Origin of the sequence: Pseudomonas sp. RU47 (assembly GCF_004011755.1) — a bacterium.
Taxonomy (GTDB): domain Bacteria; phylum Pseudomonadota; class Gammaproteobacteria; order Pseudomonadales; family Pseudomonadaceae; genus Aquipseudomonas.
The window spans coordinates 3,133,584-3,151,269 of sequence record NZ_CP022411.1 but is presented as its reverse complement, the minus strand read 5'-3'; the positions used below and the strand labels follow the sequence as shown (position 1 = coordinate 3,151,269).

The following is a 17,686-nucleotide window of genomic DNA, read 5'->3' as shown; positions in this document are numbered from 1 at the left end:
AGGCGGGCAACACATGAATAAAGGGTCAAGCAAAGTCACGTTCCCCAATGCATGCCAACTGATGCGTTGGCATTTTCATCCTATGGGTTTCGAGGCAACGATGGACGCGCCGGGCAGCATGATCGCCCGACTGTTTGATCGCGCCAGTGGCGAAACCATGATCGCCATCGCGGGCATCCCGTGTGCGACGGTGATGAATGCAGCGGATGTCGAACGAATTATCGAGGCTGTGGAGGACGAGCTGGAAGCTTTCGTACCTCCGGAGTCTCTCAGGAGTTACGCATAGCCCTTTGATTTAAAACGAAAAAGCCCACAGCGATGTGGGCTTTTTTGTGCTTATGCGGTTTGTTTGGCGATGCGGTGATCAACGAAGAACGGCTTGCCTTTGGCCACCCGGTCAGACGCCCGGGGCATGTTCACCGCTTGCGCTTCCTGCGGTTCGACATACCAGTAGCAATGGCTGACCGCGCGGGTGATGCCGACATACGCCAGGCGCAGGATCTCGTCTTTTTGCGCCGTGTCATACGGCTCGCTGTCGCCGGACTTGCCCAGTCCTGCCATGCGATAGACCTGATTCTTATAGGGCGAACTGGTCAGGTGCTGACAGTCACCGAGCAAAAATACCGCGTCGGCCTGCAGGCCTTTGGCGCTGTGGTAGGTCAGTTGCTTCAGGCGTCGCGCTTCGTACGGCAAGCTCGAATCCACATTAACTACGGATTGAATATGCTCTTCAATCAATGACTTATCGCTGCTTTTTCGATAAAGCATCAAGATTGAATGGCCCTGACGATAATGTTCGGCGAGGCGCTGCCCCAATGCCTGATCATCGCGCTCGAGCACGTTGACCGGCTGCAGTGGCTTGACTGCGCCGCTGGCCTTGGCCTTCTTGCCGGGGATCGCCGGGGCGGCGCGAACGATGTGCTCGGCCGCATCGATAATGTGCTGGTGGCTGCGGTAGTTGTCGCTGAGCATCACCCGCGTCGTAGCGGGCGACGGGAATTCTTTGTCGAACGCCATAAAGTAGCTCGGCGAACTGCCGCGCCAGCCGTAAATCGACTGCCAGTCATCACCGACGCACAACAGCGACGAGCGCTGCGCTCCCCGTCCGACATGCATCGCCGGGCCTCGACTGCGGATTTCCGTGAGGCTGGCACGGATCCACGAGACGATCTGCGGCGAAACGTCCTGAAATTCATCGATCATCAGGTGCGACAACGGCCTGAGCAGCTCATCGCTCAACAGCTTGAGGTTCTCCGGCGAGTGCTCGCTGAACAACGCGAACATTCGGTTGTAGGTCATGACCGGCGGTTTCTGATCGAGCAGATGATCTTCAAAGGCGCGCCAGAACAGGCTCAACGCCTCAAAGAAAAACCGGTCCGGGTCATCCTTGGCAAAGCTCATGCGACCGACCGCGTCAGGCACGTCCAGGCCAAGGTTCTCGATGAAACCTGCTGCTGCGACAAAACAGTCGAGCAACGGCGCCGACGCCAACTCGCCTTTGACCTTGTAATCGAAGCCCGGCCCGGCGCTGGCATCGCCTGCCAAAGTCGCAAGAACACGCTTTGACGCATCATAACTATCTAGCCAAATCAAAGGCTTACGACAGAAAGCTTGAAACAGGGTGCGCTTCACTGCCCACTCTGCGCGCACGCTGAGCTTGGCGTTTGGCCGACTGACCTGCGGATTTTCCCGTGGATCGAAACCGAGTACCACCCAGGCATCCAGGCTCGGAATGTAGCCATGGCAATGGAATTTCGCGCCGTTGATATCGAAACTCTGCCGGTTAGGCTCGATGCCTTTGATCGGCCAGGCTCCGGCGCGCAACCACAGATCTTCAATGGCATCGCACAGTTCTTCATCACGCTGGGAGGCCAACTGCGTCACCGCAACGCGTTTTTGCACGTCCGGGTGATCGCGCTCCAGCTCCTTGAGCTGTAGACCGGCGCGGGACAATGGCTGAATCAGCTGACGGAAACGTTCGTCTTCGTTGAACAGGCGGTGATAACAGGCGTTGAGTTGCTGGCGTTGCGCATCGTTGATACGCAAGTCGAACGGATTGCTGTCGACCTCCTCGTCAGCACCTTGTGGCCGATTGCTCAGGTTCTCAAACGCCTGCAAGCGTTCAAAACCCGGCAGGCTGCGCACCATCGGCAGGATGCGCGAGTGGAAGGTGCGCACCAGTTCTCGCGCCTGGCGCAGATTCAGCGCCAGACCCCAGAGCGCGAACAGTTCGATCAGTTTATTGATGAAATCCTTGCGCGACTCGCGGGTGAAGGTCACCACGGTCATCGAATCCAGCTCAAAGCCCAGATAGTGGTTGAGCAACAGGATGCGCAGCACCAGCGTGGTTGATTTGCCCGCGCCTGCACCTGCGACCACTGAGGTTGACGGTGTTTCGCTGAAAATCATCTTCCATTGCGCGGTACTCGGCTGCGCGTGCCCGGGCAACAAACGGGCGACATCGGCCTTCATGCGCTTTTTCAGCTCGGCCGTCAGCGGCAGGCGCCAATCGTCGAACAAGTGGTTATCGACACTGGGCGGGCGATGCTCGGTGTTGCGACTGTCACGGATCAGCAGCACCTGACGGCCCTCTTCCAGCCCCTCAAGTTTGCCCTCGTTAAAGCCATATTCGACGCCAGCGGTGTGGCCGCTGCGGAAACCATCGGCCTGACCGTGCAGCCACGATGCACGGTGCTGCGCGCGCAAACGGGTCAAACCATGACCGAAGAAGCGTGCAGCCAAGCGTTTGAACCAAGGCATCTCGGCCAAGGGGCGAAGTTCGGGAGGAAGATCGGGGGTGTGTTGCGCCACGCTGACGGGCTCCAGTGTGTGAGGCTGTTGCGGCTATGGTGTCTGTATTTGCCGTTCAGTTCTAGCGAAATGCTTACAGGTCATTGGTTTAGGCGATGAACTGAAGGTGAGATGAAACACTTTCGAGGTGTTTTCTTATCGGTCATTTCGATCATAACGCCGCACTTTTTACGCTTTTTATCGATTGTTAGCTGATAGATGATGGCCGTCATAAACCACCGGTGTCGCGTCGGGTGTCATCCATTCACACCCTATGACGAGCCTTTTGAGGAGACGATCATGCTTGAACTCAGACCTTTCAGCTCGCTGGGCGGCGCCCATCACGGCTGGCTGGATGCCCATCACCACTTTTCGTTCGCCGAGTACTACGATCCGCAGCGCATGAACTGGGGCAACCTGCGGGTGTGGAACGATGACGTGATTGCAGCAGGCACTGGCTTCCCGCAGCACCCGCATCGCGATATGGAGATCATCACCTATGTCCGTGAAGGTGCGATTACTCACCAGGACAACCTAGGCAACAAGGGCCGCACCGAGGCTGGCGACGTCCAGGTGATGAGCGCCGGCACCGGCATCGCACACAGCGAATACAACCTGGAAGCAAAAGACACCAAGATCTTCCAGATCTGGATTCTGCCGACGGAAACCGGCGCACCGCCATCCTGGGGTGCCAAACCATTCCCGAAAGGCCAGCGCGAAGGCTTTGTCACCTTGGCCAGCGGCAAGGATGGTGATGACCAGAGCCTGCGGATTCGCGCTGATGCGCGATTGGTCGCGGCCAATCTCAAGGCGGGTGAAACGGCGGAATATCGTCTGGATGAAGGCCGTCGCGCGTATCTGGTACCGGCCACCGGCGTGATTGAAGTCAATGGTTTGCGTGCACAAGCTCGAGACGGTGTGGCGGTGGCACAGGAACGCGTACTGACCGTCACGGCCATTGAGGACAGCGAGATTGTGCTGGTGGATCTGGCTTGATTGCTTGAATGGCGGGCAAAAAAAGGGGCAACCATCATGGTTGCCCCTTTTTTCATGCGCTTGCGAACATCACTTGCTGGAGATGGCGCCATCCACCAAGGTCTGCGCTTCAACCACCAATTGCTTGAGGTGGTCGTCACTGATGAAGCTTTCGGCGTAGATCTTGTAGATGTCCTCAGTGCCCGACGGACGCGCGGCGAACCAACCGTTTTCAGTCATCACTTTCAGACCACCAATTGCCTGATCGTTACCCGGGGCATGGCTGAGAATGCTCTGGATTTGCTCGCCGGCCAGTTCGGTCGAGGTGACCTGGTCAGGTGACAGCTTGCTTAGCAGTGCTTTCTGCTCCGGATTGGCCTTGGCATCGACGCGCACCGAGAACGGCTCGCCCAGCTCATCGGTCAACGCTTTGTAAGCCTGGCTCGGATCGCGACCGGTGCGCGCGGTCATTTCCGCGGCGAGCAATGCCGGGATCAGACCATCCTTGTCGGTGCTCCACACGCCACCGTCCTTGCGCAGGAACGATGCGCCGGCGCTCTCTTCACCGCCGAAACCCAGCGAGCCATCGAACAGGCCGTCAGCGAACCATTTGAAACCGACCGGAACTTCGTAGAGACGACGACCCAAGCGCTTGGCCACGCGATCGATCAGACCGCTGCTGACCACGGTTTTACCCACACCGGCATCCGCGCGCCACTGTGGACGGTTCTGGAACAGGTAATCGATCGAAACGGCGAGATAGTTGTTCGGCGCGAGCAAACCACCGGACGGCGTCACGATACCGTGGCGGTCGTGATCCGGGTCGCAGGCAAACGCGACGTCGAAGCGCTCTTTCAGGCCGATAAGGCCCTGCATCGCGTGGCTGGACGACGGGTCCATGCGAATCTGGCCATCCCAGTCGACAGTCATGAAACGGAACGTCGCGTCGACTTCCTTGTTGACAACTTGCAGATCGAGGCGGTAATGCTCGGCAATCGCCGACCAGTAGCGCACCCCTGCTCCACCCAGCGGATCAACGCCCAGACGCAGTTTGGCGTCACGAATGGCATCGAAGTCGATCACGTTGATCAGGTCGGCAACGTAGGTGTTCACATAGTCGTGACGATGGGTCGTGCTGGCCTTGAGCGCCTGCTCGTAGCTGATGCGTTTCACACCGGCCAGTTTGTTGGCCAACAGTTCATTGGCCTTGGCTTCGATCCACTTGGTGATGTGGGTGTCGGCCGGGCCGCCATTGGTTGGGTTGTACTTGTAACCACCGCTTTGTGGCGGGTTGTGCGACGGCGTGATAACGATGCCGTCCGCCAGGCCCGAGGTGCGGCCACGGTTGTAGCAGAGAATGGCGTGGGAAATGGCCGGTGTCGGCGTGTATTCATCACCTTCGGCGATCATCACGGTGACACCGTTGGCGGCCAGCACTTCCAGGGCGCTGGCACCGGCCGGAGTAGACAGTGCGTGCGTGTCGATGCCGACAAACAGCGGCCCGGTGATCCCCTGGGCTTCGCGGTACAGGCAGATCGCCTGGCTGATGGCCAGAACGTGCCACTCGTTGAAACTCAAGTCGAACGAGCTGCCCCGGTGTCCGGATGTACCGAACGCCACACGCTGAGTGGAAATCGAGGCGTCGGGCTGTCCGGTGTAATAAGCCGTTACCAGTCGCGGGATATCGACCAACAATTCTGCCGGTGCCGGTTTGCCCGCAAAAGGACTGAGTGTCATGCAAAACCTCTGAAATAGAGTGGTTCAGGAATGGAGCGCAGTTTACTGGCAGTTTGACCGCAGTGCGATGGGATCTATCCGGAACTCTCCCGATGTTTTTTAACGTTAGTCAGCGGGTGCCAGCCGCAAGGCGTCACCGATCAGCCCGACCACACAGGCCAGGTCATGGTCGGCATGAGTTAGCGGGCTTAAACGCAGATGGTGTGCATGCAGACCTTGCAGGCTGAACAGCTCGCCCGGCGCAATAACGATCTGCTGCCTGAGCAGGCGCTGAAACACATAGCCCATGTTCACCGGTCGCAGCGAGCGCACCCAGACGGTTGCGCCGCCCTGCGGTTCGACAATCTGCAACGCATCACCGAGGCGCTCGCGCAACAGGTCGATCAACTGCGTGCGCCGCTCCTTGAGCATTCGCCGCAATATGGCCAGATGTTGATCCAGCCGACCACCGCCAAGCAGCCTGGCGATGGCCTTCTGGCGGATGGGCGACAAGCGAAACGCGCGCAACAGGAAATGCCTTTGCAATTCATTGCGCCAATGACGCGACAGCAAAAAGCCGAAAGGCGCTTCGGCACCGATGAATCTCTCGAACGTGGAGAACACCAGCAAACGATCAGGGTCCAGGCAGTCGCGCAATCGCTGGGCGACACTGCCCTCATGAAGTTCGCTGTAACAATCGTTTTCCAGCACCCACGTGCCGTGATGCCCGAGCAGATGCGCGATTGCCTGCTGGTTGCTCAGTGGGCGCAAAGTGCCTCGAGGCATGCTCAACGCCGCCGACAAAAGAATCAAACGCACCGGCTCACTTTGGAGCAACGACTCCAGTCGCTGCGAATCGATCACGCCACCGGCGAGCAGCGGCAGCTCGATAACCCGCACTTCAGCGGCCTCCAGCAGGCGCAAGATCACCCAGTCACAAGGCGATTCAACGATCACCGTGGCCCGACGCAACTCAAGCACCGAAATCAGTATTTCCAGGACACCGCGCAGGTCGGCGCCGATGTAGACGTCATCCGCGCGCCAGTAATTGGCGGTAGACGAGGTGTAGCGCGCGGCCAGCACCGTGCGCAGTTCCAGCTCTCCGCAAGGTTGCACCAACGCTTGCGGTTGACGAGGATACTGGCGCAGCAGTTCACGCTCCAGCATCAGCAATGGACTGTCCAGTGGTTGCAGCGAGGCCGGTTCATCACCGCTCAACACGCACATGCCGGGTCGCCTCGCGTTGACGTAAACGGTTTCCAGCAAATCACTGCCGCTGTCGGGCGAATCCATCACGTGCAGCGCCTGCGCGTAGTAACCGGACTTGGCAATCGAATAGACCCGTCCTTCCTTCTCCAGCAGCGAATAAGCGTACTGGACGGTCGAGATCGACACATTGAGCCGATCAGCCAATTGTCGCAGCGACGGCAAGCGCACCGGTGGGCTACTCCCCGCCTCGTCTATCAGTAACTTCAGATAGCGATAAACCGCCTGGTAAACGAAGTCATTTTCTCTCGATGTTTTCACGAGCCCGCGCCCATGGGCACAGGCTCACCTCCGGACAGGCAGCGCACAATCAACCTTCCGCCGATCGATCGGCGGGAGGCTCAGCCAGCGTGTCGTCCTCATTTTCGTTCTGCGCTGCACCTTCGCTGGATTCAGGCATGCGCACAGGCCCCATTGCATACAGACGCACAACCATCCTGACGGGCAGCCCGCTGACATCCGTCAACCACTTCAGTACCTGCTCCGGAGCATGCAGCCCTTGCATTGCCCGATGCAGATCCGGCAACGCCACCAGCATCCCGGGATGACAATTACGCAGGAACCGCTCAAGCCCGGCACCCGCGTTGATAAAAGGCGCAAACAAAAGGCATGTCAGCTGGATTTCATTCAGCTCGAAATTGGCCTGCAAAGCGTTTGCCGCCTGCAAACGCAGATGCTCAGGCGCCTGCAGATCGCCGAAGCTCGCCAGCAATTGTTCGCAAACAGGCTCAGGAACCTGCTTTTGCCGCATTGTTATCAGCAGACTGGTCAGGTAATCACTGACGCCGGCCTCATAGGTCCGCCCCTCGATGAATTGCGCCTGCAAACCTCGCAAATGCGCGGCCACCACTGGCTCCACGTGTTCATCATCTCCTTGATAGAGCGTCACGTCGTCAGCCTGAAAGCCCAGAAAATCACTCAACAAAGGCCAGCGTTCTTCGAGTTTGCCGACAATCATGTCGTTGATATTGATAAAACTGGTGCGCCGACAGGCCTCGAAATGGCCTTCCGGGCGCCAGGTTACCCGCTCCTCGTCAGAGTAAAACTCGCGGTAATAATCGCCGCCCAGCCCGTCGAGCAGCGGGAACAGCATTTCAAAACCGGCGGTGCTCATCTGCGGCGCGGCAATCGCGGCTTTGTGCGTGGCGCGCTCCAGGCCGTCGAGGAAGTGCCGCTGACGACGTGCGGACTCACTGCCGATCATCGCGTCAACGCCATTGTTCCAGCGCGCAACCTGACCGTAGAACTCGGCGGTGGCCAGATAAGCGTCATCCCACAATTCAAGCGGTTCATTCCAGGCTCGACGATGCCCGATCAACAGCAGGTTGATACGATTGGTCTCGCGACCTGCTTCGCCAATGGGAGCCTGATGATCAAACGGCAAAACCTCGCGGTGATCCACCATCACCAGCTCTACCCGAGGGTCGTCATACAGAAACAGTGCACTGTAGCTGCGGTGCATGTTTTGCAGGGACGTCTCACTGTTGCCGTTCCAGCGCAAGGTCGCCACCCTTAGCTGAAAGGTCGCAGGCGAACGGCCAGCAATGCTCAACTGCGCGGCCCGCAGCAATGCCAGGGTGTAACAACTGTCGCGCGACCCGGACTGGTTCACCAGCACCTTGAAATGACCGATGTTCTCCATGCCGCCCGCCGCCACTGCCAGTCGCTGGATCAGCAACTGCAGCGCCGTGCGCTCCGCGCGGGAAAAGAAACTCAGCAAACGTTGCAACACTTGCTGGTAGACATAGTTCATTGCCTGATCATGGATCGTGCTCATCGGTATTTACCCAGTATCGAAAGTTTCCTGCCGCACGCACTGAAACATCAGTCAGGCGACAATTCATCAATAAGTAATAGACGTTCGAATGCTAACACTTACAAGTTTGAAGTTATTTGAAACACTTGAGCTGACAAACCCCCTTCAGCCGCTGAATGGCAGCCTCAACCCCCTGTAATTGCTGGGATAATTTTTTCTGAACGCAGTCCTAGGAAACTTCCCACAAGGTCCCACGACAAGTGAGTACAAGAAAAAGAGAAGCGGTTTCCGAATAGGCCTACAACAATTAAACAGAAATAGGCGCGACCAACAGATTTAGCCGTTTTATATCGCACAGGACAAATTGAATACACAGACATGGCTCATTCCTTGAGATGAAAGTAATCATTCAATTATCAGGGCTTACATTGTGATTAGAAGATACAGATCGCGAGCAAAAACCAGTTCAGTTGCTGAACGGTCATGGGGGCATTATCACAGTGCGCTGTTTTTTCAGGAGGGAAGCTAAACGCAGAAGAGTCCGTGGGGCCACGGACTCTGATAACAGGGCTTACGCCGGTTCGACTTGCAACGCTACCCGCTCGCGGCACGGGCATTCGTCCATGTAGCGATGCGCTTCGACGAACTCGTTGAACGGGAATACACGCGTCTTCAGCGGCAGCAACACACGGTCAGCGGTCAACTGGTTGATATCACGCAGGGCGCGTTGCAACGCGACGTGGTCCTGAGTGATGCCCAGTTCCGGCTTGCCGGTAAAGTTGCCGATGCAGTGCACGAAGAACTGGATGTTCTTCTGGAACGCTGCGCAGGCCGGGAACGGCGTCTGGTTGCCGCCCTGCAAGCCGTACAGCACCAGGCTGCCACGCGGCGCCAGTACATCGCCAAGCAGCGACATCTGTGGACCGCCGAGGCCGTCGAACACCACGTCAACGCCACGGTTGTCGGTGATCTTGTTGATTCGCATCAACAGATCTTCCTCTTCGGTGACGATGACCTTTTCTGCACCAAGGGACAGCAGGTACTCGCGTTCCTCTGCTTCTTTGGTCGCAGCGATCACGCGTACGCCCATCGCCTTGCCCAACTGGACAAACGAAGGACCGGCGCAATGGCTGGCGTCCGTGACCAGAGCAAACTGCCCCGGTTTGACCCGCGCCAGATCGGCGTAGGCAAAGTAGGCGATCAGCAATGGCGTGTAATGCACGCTGGCTTCGATCGGGGTGAGCACATCCGGATAACGGGTCAGCGCGGTACGCGGCAGTACGATCGACTCGCCGTAGACCGGGTAGTCGTTCGCACTCTCGGCCGGAAAGCTGGCGACCTTGTCACCCACTGCCAGATCATCGACACCGTCGCCGACAGCGGTGATCACACCGGCCATCTCGTGACCAAGACCCGCAGGCAGTCGCGCCTGAGACGAGGCCAGATTCTGACGCCAGAGGGTGTCGTACCAGCTGATGCCGATCGCCTCGACACGCACCTGCACTTCGCCAGGACCTGGCTGAGCGGCCGCATGCTCTTCGCATTTGAGCACCTCGGCCGGACCAAACTTGTGAAAACGGATCGTGCGGGACATCGCAAACCTCGTCAAAGTAACCTCTAATGCCATGAACTCTATCTGGGCTTTTGACCCAAGACTATCAGTGGCTATTAATAGTCGACATGCCTGTCATTGATTCCGCAACAGGGGCGGCATTGGCAAAATCCATGAAAAACTGCTGCCACCGTCTCAGTAAAGCTGAATTTTCCGGTGCAGAGTACCAGCCTTTCCCCGTAAGATTCATGCCGGCCATTGTTCTCATATGGCCGCTCTCGTCAAGCTTGATGACTCTGCCAGGACTCCAGATGAATCGTAATGACCTGCGTCGTGTCGACCTGAACCTGTTGATCGTATTCGAAACATTGATGCACGAACGCAGTGTGACCCGGGCGGCAGAAAAGCTGTTCCTCGGTCAGCCGGCGATCAGTGCGGCGCTCTCGCGCCTGCGCAGCCTGTTCGATGATCCGCTGTTTGTACGCACCGGGCGCAGCATGGAACCGTCCGCCCGCGCGGTGGAAATCTTCGCCCTGCTCTCCCCGGCCCTCGATTCGATTTCGACCGCCGTCAGCCGCGCGGCCGAATTCGACCCGGCCACCAGCACGTCGGTATTTCGGATCGGTTTGTCCGACGACGTTGAATTCGCCTTGCTGCCAATGCTGCTCAAACGCCTGCGCGCCGAATCGCCGGGCATCGTGCTGGTGATCCGTCGCGTCAACTACATATTGATGCCGGGCCTGTTGGCCTCCGGCGAGATCTCCATTGGCGTCAGCTACACCACGGACCTGCCGGCCAACGCCAAGCGCAAGGTCCTGCGTCGCAGCGCACCAAAACTGCTGCGCGCCGATACCGTGCCGGGGCCGCTGAGCCTGGACGACTACTGCGCACGTCCGCATGCGCTGGTGTCATTTGCTGGCGACCTCAGTGGCTTTATTGATGAAGAGCTGGAGAAGCTGGGGCGCAAACGTCATGTGGTGCTGGCCGTTCCGCAGTTCAATGGCTTGAGTACGTTGCTGGCAGGCACTGACATCGTGGCGACCGTGCCGGATTACACGGCGGAGGCGTTGACGGCGGCTGGCGGCGTTCGCGCGGAAGATCCACCGTTGCCGACGCGCACGTTTGAGCTGCATATGGCCTGGCGGGGGTCGCAGGATAATGATCCGGGGGAGCGTTGGTTGCGGTCGCGGATTCAGATGTTTTTCGGCGACCCTGAGAGTCTTTAGGTTTCGTCGGGCAGGCAGTTCGGCTAATCATTTCTGCCTTTCCACAAACCATGGAGCTCCATTCACTTCCAGTGGATTGCTACATTGGGGGCACATCTGAGGGCATGCTTTGGATGGTTTGAAAAGGATGCCCCCAGCCTAAGGCCAAGTGGGCTATTGATGAGGATAGCTCCGACCGGACACTCTGCGATTCGATAGACCGGCCTGAAGCTTTCAGCGGAACGGTGAACACTGGAATCGATGAACGAACAACACCACCTCCGTACAGACTCGTATTCCACCCAAGGAATTAATCGTTAAAAATCAATTAGTTAATTAGCATTGTCGCGTTAGCTGTCCGAACAACTCAAAATCGGAGGGGCTGACACTTCCCATGCAAACCGGGAATCGAACTTCAACGGCAACGATGTGTTGAAAAAGTAGCTCCTCTATCTTGCCTGCGGCAAAATATCTGCATTGGCCCGCAGGGAAGCACGCAGCATGATGGGGCAGTTATCGAGTGGGCAGGATCGGCTGTGTTACTCGTTCAACCTCCAAGATCACATTCCCGCCAATCACCTTCTGCGCAGCATTGATCGGCGTCTCGATCTGAGCGACCTGCGCCATTACCTCGCCGATTTCTTTAGCCCGATCGGCGTCCGTCGATTGATCCTGAACTGATGATCCGCATGCTGATCGTGGGCTATTGCTACGGCATTCGCTCAGAGCGGCGGTTGTGCGCAGAGGCCCATTTGAACCTGGCGTATCGCTGGTTCTGCCGGTTAAGCCTTGAAGATGAAGTCCCCAGCCACTCGACCTTTTCCAAAAATAGACATGGCCGTTTTCGGACAGCGATCTCTTTCGCTGGCTGTTCAATGAACTGCTGCGTCGTTGCATGGACGCTGGCTTGGTCGAGCGATCAGGCATTTTTCGACGTGTTCGACAAACTACGCGAGATGCGGTTGATACCCTAGGCCGTGCCAGAACCGATGGGCCATCCCCTTGCGGGTAGATTCAGGAAGAGATCGGGCAGGCGAGAGATCAGCTACTACCTAGGCACCAGATCATCAAGGAAGATTCCGATGCCGGATAGCTCTCAAGTGAATGTAGCCACAGCAGACGCCCTCACGCTGCGGCTACACAACCAGCACGCAATACGCGCAGCCAATGAAGAGGTGACAAAGTGGCCGCTTGATAACGGAGCGGAGAATGTAGCCGCTAACGCAATCGGGGCGATGGAGACGCTGGACAAGAATGCTCAAGGCATCACAGATGCCATCATGCGCCTGCGTCATTCTTAGGCATATCCCATACTCTTGACGGATGCATGGATCAGGAGAGAGCCGTTGCAGGAAATTCTTGTCCCTCCAGTTTCTCCATCACCAACCCAATGAATGCAGACACAGCTAACGGCAAATGTTGCCGACTTGGGTAAAGCACATGCAAGCCGTATCCGGTTCTATGGTACTGCGGCAGCACAGACACAAGGCGCCCTGTCTGAAGATCAGACTTTGTCATGGCGGGCGGCAGCAAGGCAATTCCTAGCCCGGCCAACGTCGCCTTGCGCAAAGCTTGGGCGGTGTTTCCATTGAAACGGCTAGTGACCCGCACTTCTTCCGCTGCACCATTTGGCCCATGGAGAGTCCAGGTGGTGACGCCACTAGGATGGCCAAAAGTTACACAATCATGATTGACCAAATCTCCAAGCGAATCAGGTACGCCTTTTTTTCTAAGGTAATTCGGGCTGGCCACCAGACCTTCGTTACCAGCTCCAAGGAGTTGGCGACCGACATATCCTGAGTCTTGCAACGCTCCGCCTCGAAACGCAATGTCGATACGATCAGCGATCAAATCGGCGCGTGCATCACTCAGCACAAAGTCGACGTCTACCCGTGGATGCGCCTCGAGAAAATCGGCTACCCACTCCATAGGAAAGAAGTCGAAAAAATCAGCCATTGCCGCAATGCGCACGGTGCCACTCGGCTCTTGGTTTCCTGTCATCAGCTGCTCACCAGCGTCAATCAGTCCATCCACGGCTCCACAGCATCGCTCGTGAAAAGCCTCGCCAGACTGGGTGAGTGTGAGCTTGCGCGTGGAGCGCTGCAGCAGCCTCGTACCGAGTTGAGCCTCAAGCTGTTGAACCCGCCGGCTTAAGGTGTTTGAGGGCATTCCAAGCTGCCGTGCTGCCTCAGCGAAACTACCGCTGCGCACCACTTTTACAAACAATGCGACGTCATTCAGATCGATCATCTTGCTACCACCCACTCCAAAAATGGATCAGTTCAATCCAATTATGCCATCTAATAAAGCAATCAATAGACGCATATCCTTCAGTCATTGCTGCAGCTGACCTTCAGTTGCCGGAATCTCCTACGGGCTGACCGTCAAGGCTTTTCGGCATCACTGAGTTAATCCCCATCCAGTCCAGGCAGCCGGAACTCCGCGCGACGATATCGTCTGTCGGCAAGGGAGAACAAAGAGAAAACATATGACCGCCACCGTAGTAGTTCGACCACGCGCCATTGTCCATCGTACTGAAGGAACCACACATGGCCCCATAACGAGGCTTATGAGTCCAGGTGATCTAGGAGAGCTGTTAAAACCGTTTATTTTCCTGGACATTTTCAGCCTGAACGCCAGTGGTAGTAAGTCGAGTTTCGGCATGCATCCGCACTCAGGAATCGCAACGGTTACCTTCATGACAAAAGGGGATGTCTCTTATGAGGACACCACTGGGGCGACCGGTTTACTGCTCGCGGGTGGTGTCGAGTGGATGCAGGCCGGCAATGGGGTGTGGCACGACGCTACGCTAGCAAGCGAGTCCGCAATACAGGGATTCCAGCTCTGGGTGGCATTGCCGCCGCCGCTTGAAAACGCTCCCGCGATGAGTACCTACCTTGATCCGTCGCAAGTTCCACAAGTGGGCCCAGCACGGGTACTACTGGGACGTTACGGGGCAGCCCAAAGCCTGATTGAAGTGCCGAGTGAAATGAACTATCTCGCCGTGAGTTTAAAAGACGGTGAGCACTGGCATTACACCCCACCATACGGTCACAACATTGCTTGGCTCGCTGTGAGTTCTGGAAGTCTGGACGCAGGTGGGTTGATCAATGCCGGCGAATTAGCCGTGTTCGAAGAGTCAGAGCACCGCATCAACTTCATCGCGAAAGGCGATTGCTCTTTCGTGATGGGCTCGGCGGTAAAGCATCCGTACGACCTGGTAACGGGTCACTACTCGGTTCACACGAGCAAGGCAGCTCTGGCGCAGGGCGAAACGGAAATACAGCGGATTGGCACACGGTTGCGCCAGCAAGGACGGCTCAACTAGCGCCGCTCAACCCGGCGTGAAAATCATCTCGACGACAACTATCCAACACCCCAAATCATACTGAGGCACGTCATGACAGCGAGCAATCTCAACCTTCTTTTGTCCCCCGCTCAAATCGCCAACCTACCCTTGAAAAATCATATGGTGATGGCGCCTCTGACGCGAAGCCGGGCTGGCCAAGGTGATGTTCCAACTTCCACAGTAGTCGAGTATTACCGTCAACGTGCAAGCGCCGGCCTCATCATTACTGAGGGTTCCCAGGTCTCGGCTCAAGGCAAAGGCTACATGAGAACACCGGGCATCTTCACCAGCGAGCAAATCGCCGGCTGGAAACACGTGACCGACGCCGTGCATGCAGAGGGCGGACGGATATTTCTCCAGCTCTGGCACGTTGGGCGCCTGTCACACTCCCTGGTACAGCTCGATAATCAGCTGCCGGTAGCCCCCTCAGCGATCAAAGCTGATGGCGAGCTCTACACGCCTGAAGGATTGAAGCCTTACGAGTCGCCACGGGCTCTGAGTCTGCATGAAATTCCTGGCGTGATCGCGGATTTTCGCCAAGGTGCTGAAAACGCGAAGCGTGCAGGTTTTGACGGTGTGGAAATACATGGCGCGAACGGTTACTTGATCGATCAGTTCCTGCGCGATGGCACCAACACCCGAACCGATTCATACGGCGGCTCTGCAGAAAATCGCGCTCGGTTTCTTAAGGAGGTTGTGGAGTCGGTCATCGAAGTATTCGGGGCTAGCCGCGTGGGCGTTCGCCTGTCGCCGATTTTTAATTACTTTTCCATGAGCGACAGCGATCCCCAAGCGACTTTCAACTATGCAGCGAAAATGCTCAGTCGCTACGGGCTAGCCTACATTCACGTAGTAGAAGTCGGTGCGGGTTCATTCGACTTCAGAGAACTGAAGCGTCGTTTCGCAGGCACCTACATCGCCAATGGGGGCTATGACGCGGAACGCGCAGAAACGTCCCTCAGAGAAGGAAATGCTGATCTGGTGTCCTTTGGCACTGCGTTCCTGGCCAACCCGGATCTGGTAGAGCGATTCGAACAGGGTGTCGCATTGAATGACGCAGACCCGACCACCTTCTATCAGGGTGAGGAGCGAGGTTATACGGATTACCCGACCATGGCCCAGATCCGATAACGATGTAGTTCTGAGGTAAGCGCAGTCGCCGCCGGCTGCCACTCGCAGAGTAATCGGGCCGTAGATTGCAATGCTGAACCGGGGCAGGAGTCTGCGCCCTCCCCGGTAATTCACCTGCAAACCTGCGGCAAGCCTGTCTTGACAAATAAACTGTGATCACATATCACTCAATGAGGTTTTCTTGTCTACGGAAGCCGTAGCCAAGAAAGAACTCATGAACAAAAATAAGACAGGACGCATTAGCTATGAACGTGATGAAGCGGCTGACACCTTATGCCGGATTGAAGGTTTTAATTTCCGGTGGAGCATCAGGCATTGGAGAATCGATCGCGGCTGCATATCTCGAAATTGGGGCAAGAGTCCATGTATGCGATGTAAGTGAGCAGGCGATCGCACAATTTCGTGAGCGCTATCCTGAAGCTTTGGCCACATTGGCCGACGTCTCCGACTCTGCTCAAATTAAGCGAGTCTTCGAGATACAACAGGAGTGGGTGGGTGGGCTTGATGTACTTATCAACAATGCAGGCATAGCAGGGCCGACCGGCGGAATCGACAAAATTAGTGATGCCGAATGGGAACAGACAGTAGACATCAATCTCAATGCGCAGTATCGCTTCGCTCATCATGCTGTCCCCCTCCTAACGAAGTCAGAACACGCACACATCATTCATATTTCATCGGTCGCGGGGCGCTTAGGCTATGCCTGGCGGACTCCATACGCCGCGACCAAGTGGGCCATCGTTGGTCTTATGAAGTCATTGGCAGCCGAGTTGGGCGAAAAAGACATTCGAGTCAACGCACTGCTGCCAGGCATCGTCGAGGGCCCGCGCCAGGATCGCGTCATCAGTGATCGCGCCAAACAGTTAGGCATTTCAGAGCCGGAGATGCGCCAACAAACATTGAAGAAAATCTCATTGCGCCGGATGACTCCACCCGAAGACGTGGCAGCAATGGCCTTATTTCTATGCTCTCCTGCTGCTAACAATGTGACAGGACAAGCGATTAGCATCGACGGCAATGTCGAGTATCTTTGATTAGTCAGACCTACACGTCTCGCCACCGACCTTGGTAGCGAGACGATTAGTGCGCGTGTGCTAGAGAGCTCGTTTCTCCCGAATTCCGTCACTTTCTATACCGGCACATCCGTGATCACAGTTGTCTCATTTTCCTATGCTGGCTGATCGAACCTGCCTATAATTCTCGCCATGAACCTATCCACACTCGTAACGCCCATGATCCGCCAGACCCTCAGTGCGGACGTTTATGCCCAGCTGCGTGATCTGCTGATAAGCGGACGCGTTATGCCTGGGGAAAAGCTCTCGCTCAGATCTATAGCGGACGCTCTTGGTGTTAGCGTCATGCCAGTGAGAGAGGCCGTTCACAGGTTGGTCGCTGAGCAAGCGCTTGAAATGGCGGCTAATCGATATATTCGCGTTCCTGTACTGACGGTCAGCCAATTCCGGGAAATCACCAGTATCCGGTTGAATCTGGAGGGGCAAGCTGCAGCTCGTGCTGCGGAACTTGTTGATTCGCAGGCGCTGGCTGAGATTGAAAAGATACACGAGGCATTTTGCGCAGAGTTTGCAAAAGGCGCTCCCGATGAGTCACGGCTGATTACGCTGAACAAAGAACTGCATTTCGCAATTTATAATCAGGCGGACATGCCCATCCTGCTCCAGATAGTTGAGTCCCTGTGGCTGAGAATAGGGCCTATCATCAACTATGACCTACGATCTGGCACTGAGCGTGTGGTTCAGCGAGTGCAAGCCAGTCATCACGCAGCGATGGTTGATGCTTTAAAGAAGGGTGACTCCGTTGCCGCCTGTGAATCACTGCAAGATGACATCAAAAGTGCTGCCGAGTTTATCCTCAATACAGGGGCGCTGATCGTTGCCGATGCGCACAAGCCTGTCGAAGTTGATTAACCTCATCAACAAGGTTTAAAA

At 56.6% G+C, this 17,686-nt stretch carries 14 protein-coding genes and 1 pseudogene; 9 read left to right on the top strand and 6 right to left on the bottom strand.

Annotated elements, in window-relative coordinates; genetic code table 11:
* The first annotated feature begins 13 nt into the window (after positions 1 to 13).
* Positions 14 to 286, top strand: coding sequence for a DUF1652 domain-containing protein (locus CCX46_RS14275; RefSeq protein ID WP_038367758.1), 273 nt, complete (start codon positions 14 to 16; stop codon positions 284 to 286).
* Positions 287 to 336: 50 nt separating this feature from the next.
* Here the strand turns inward: CCX46_RS14275 and CCX46_RS14270 are convergent, their stop codons facing one another.
* Positions 337 to 2,811 (bottom strand): UvrD-helicase domain-containing protein, encoded by a 2,475-nt coding sequence (locus tag CCX46_RS14270; RefSeq protein WP_127927367.1) that lies wholly within the window; start codon positions 2,809 to 2,811, stop codon positions 337 to 339.
* Between the two features lie 279 nt (positions 2,812 to 3,090).
* Here CCX46_RS14270 and CCX46_RS14265 point away from each other — a divergent pair, with 279 nt between their 5' ends.
* Positions 3,091 to 3,786 (top strand): pirin family protein, encoded by a 696-nt coding sequence (locus CCX46_RS14265; protein WP_127927365.1) that lies wholly within the window; start codon positions 3,091 to 3,093, stop codon positions 3,784 to 3,786.
* Positions 3,787 to 3,855: 69 nt separating this feature from the next.
* Here the strand turns inward: CCX46_RS14265 and pgm are convergent, their stop codons facing one another.
* From pgm to CCX46_RS14245, 4 genes are all read right to left on the bottom strand, one after another.
* Positions 3,856 to 5,502, bottom strand: coding sequence for a phosphoglucomutase (alpha-D-glucose-1,6-bisphosphate-dependent) (gene pgm / locus CCX46_RS14260; RefSeq protein ID WP_127927363.1), 1,647 nt, complete (start codon positions 5,500 to 5,502; stop codon positions 3,856 to 3,858).
* A 105-nt stretch (positions 5,503 to 5,607) separates the two neighbouring features.
* Positions 5,608 to 7,008: an aminotransferase-like domain-containing protein gene (locus CCX46_RS14255; RefSeq protein ID WP_127927361.1), complete on the bottom strand. Its 1,401-nt coding sequence runs from the start codon at positions 7,006 to 7,008 to the stop codon at positions 5,608 to 5,610.
* 49 nt (positions 7,009 to 7,057) lie between these two features.
* Entirely contained in the window at positions 7,058 to 8,524 is a 1,467-nt protein-coding gene (locus tag CCX46_RS14250) for a hypothetical protein (RefSeq protein WP_127927359.1), read from the bottom strand.
* A gap of 550 nt (positions 8,525 to 9,074) precedes the next feature.
* Positions 9,075 to 10,097: a zinc-dependent alcohol dehydrogenase family protein gene (locus CCX46_RS14245; RefSeq protein ID WP_127927357.1), complete on the bottom strand. Its 1,023-nt coding sequence runs from the start codon at positions 10,095 to 10,097 to the stop codon at positions 9,075 to 9,077.
* 269 nt (positions 10,098 to 10,366) lie between these two features.
* Here CCX46_RS14245 and CCX46_RS14240 point away from each other — a divergent pair, with 269 nt between their 5' ends.
* From CCX46_RS14240 to CCX46_RS30865, 3 genes and pseudogenes are all read left to right on the top strand, one after another.
* On the top strand, positions 10,367 to 11,281 hold the full coding sequence (locus CCX46_RS14240) for a LysR family transcriptional regulator (protein WP_016983049.1): 915 nt from the start codon (positions 10,367 to 10,369) through the stop codon (positions 11,279 to 11,281).
* A gap of 480 nt (positions 11,282 to 11,761) precedes the next feature.
* A pseudogene (locus CCX46_RS14235) lies at positions 11,762 to 12,185 on the top strand (transposase); the annotation flags it as partial.
* A gap of 157 nt (positions 12,186 to 12,342) precedes the next feature.
* Positions 12,343 to 12,561: a hypothetical protein gene (locus CCX46_RS30865; RefSeq protein WP_095129136.1), complete on the top strand. Its 219-nt coding sequence runs from the start codon at positions 12,343 to 12,345 to the stop codon at positions 12,559 to 12,561.
* A 31-nt stretch (positions 12,562 to 12,592) separates the two neighbouring features.
* Here the strand turns inward: CCX46_RS30865 and CCX46_RS14225 are convergent, their stop codons facing one another.
* Positions 12,593 to 13,510 (bottom strand): LysR family transcriptional regulator, encoded by a 918-nt coding sequence (locus CCX46_RS14225; protein ID WP_095129135.1) that lies wholly within the window; start codon positions 13,508 to 13,510, stop codon positions 12,593 to 12,595.
* A 238-nt stretch (positions 13,511 to 13,748) separates the two neighbouring features.
* On the opposite strand from CCX46_RS14225, the gene CCX46_RS14220 reads away from it, so the two are divergent.
* The 4 genes from CCX46_RS14220 (at position 13,749) to CCX46_RS14205 (ending at position 17,665) form a co-directional block, all read left to right on the top strand.
* Positions 13,749 to 14,588: a pirin family protein gene (locus CCX46_RS14220; protein WP_127927355.1), complete on the top strand. Its 840-nt coding sequence runs from the start codon at positions 13,749 to 13,751 to the stop codon at positions 14,586 to 14,588.
* A gap of 72 nt (positions 14,589 to 14,660) precedes the next feature.
* Positions 14,661 to 15,740: an alkene reductase gene (locus CCX46_RS14215; RefSeq protein WP_095129133.1), complete on the top strand. Its 1,080-nt coding sequence runs from the start codon at positions 14,661 to 14,663 to the stop codon at positions 15,738 to 15,740.
* Positions 15,741 to 15,985: 245 nt separating this feature from the next.
* Entirely contained in the window at positions 15,986 to 16,774 is a 789-nt protein-coding gene (locus CCX46_RS14210; protein ID WP_127927353.1) for an SDR family oxidoreductase, read from the top strand.
* Between the two features lie 198 nt (positions 16,775 to 16,972).
* On the top strand, positions 16,973 to 17,665 hold the full coding sequence (locus CCX46_RS14205; protein WP_224789881.1) for a GntR family transcriptional regulator: 693 nt from the start codon (positions 16,973 to 16,975) through the stop codon (positions 17,663 to 17,665).
* Positions 17,666 to 17,686: the final 21 nt, after the last annotated feature.

What these genes read in the sequence shown, in the direction of transcription:
- CCX46_RS14240 (WP_016983049.1), top strand. Translation starts at nt 10,367, where the DNA reads ATGAATCGTAATGACCTGCGTCGTGTCGACCTGAACCTGTTGATCGTA.
- CCX46_RS14220 (WP_127927355.1), top strand. Translation starts at nt 13,749, where the DNA reads ATGACCGCCACCGTAGTAGTTCGACCACGCGCCATTGTCCATCGTACT.
- CCX46_RS14245 (WP_127927357.1), bottom strand. Translation starts at nt 10,097, where the DNA reads ATGTCCCGCACGATCCGTTTTCACAAGTTTGGTCCGGCCGAGGTGCTC.
- CCX46_RS14250 (WP_127927359.1), bottom strand. Translation starts at nt 8,524, where the DNA reads ATGAGCACGATCCATGATCAGGCAATGAACTATGTCTACCAGCAAGTG.
- pgm (WP_127927363.1), bottom strand. Translation starts at nt 5,502, where the DNA reads ATGACACTCAGTCCTTTTGCGGGCAAACCGGCACCGGCAGAATTGTTG.
- CCX46_RS14215 (WP_095129133.1), top strand. Translation starts at nt 14,661, where the DNA reads ATGACAGCGAGCAATCTCAACCTTCTTTTGTCCCCCGCTCAAATCGCC.
- CCX46_RS14275 (WP_038367758.1), top strand. Translation starts at nt 14, where the DNA reads ATGAATAAAGGGTCAAGCAAAGTCACGTTCCCCAATGCATGCCAACTG.
- CCX46_RS14205 (WP_224789881.1), top strand. Translation starts at nt 16,973, where the DNA reads ATGATCCGCCAGACCCTCAGTGCGGACGTTTATGCCCAGCTGCGTGAT.
- CCX46_RS14225 (WP_095129135.1), bottom strand. Translation starts at nt 13,510, where the DNA reads ATGATCGATCTGAATGACGTCGCATTGTTTGTAAAAGTGGTGCGCAGC.
- CCX46_RS14265 (WP_127927365.1), top strand. Translation starts at nt 3,091, where the DNA reads ATGCTTGAACTCAGACCTTTCAGCTCGCTGGGCGGCGCCCATCACGGC.
- CCX46_RS14210 (WP_127927353.1), top strand. Translation starts at nt 15,986, where the DNA reads ATGAACGTGATGAAGCGGCTGACACCTTATGCCGGATTGAAGGTTTTA.
- CCX46_RS30865 (WP_095129136.1), top strand. Translation starts at nt 12,343, where the DNA reads ATGCCGGATAGCTCTCAAGTGAATGTAGCCACAGCAGACGCCCTCACG.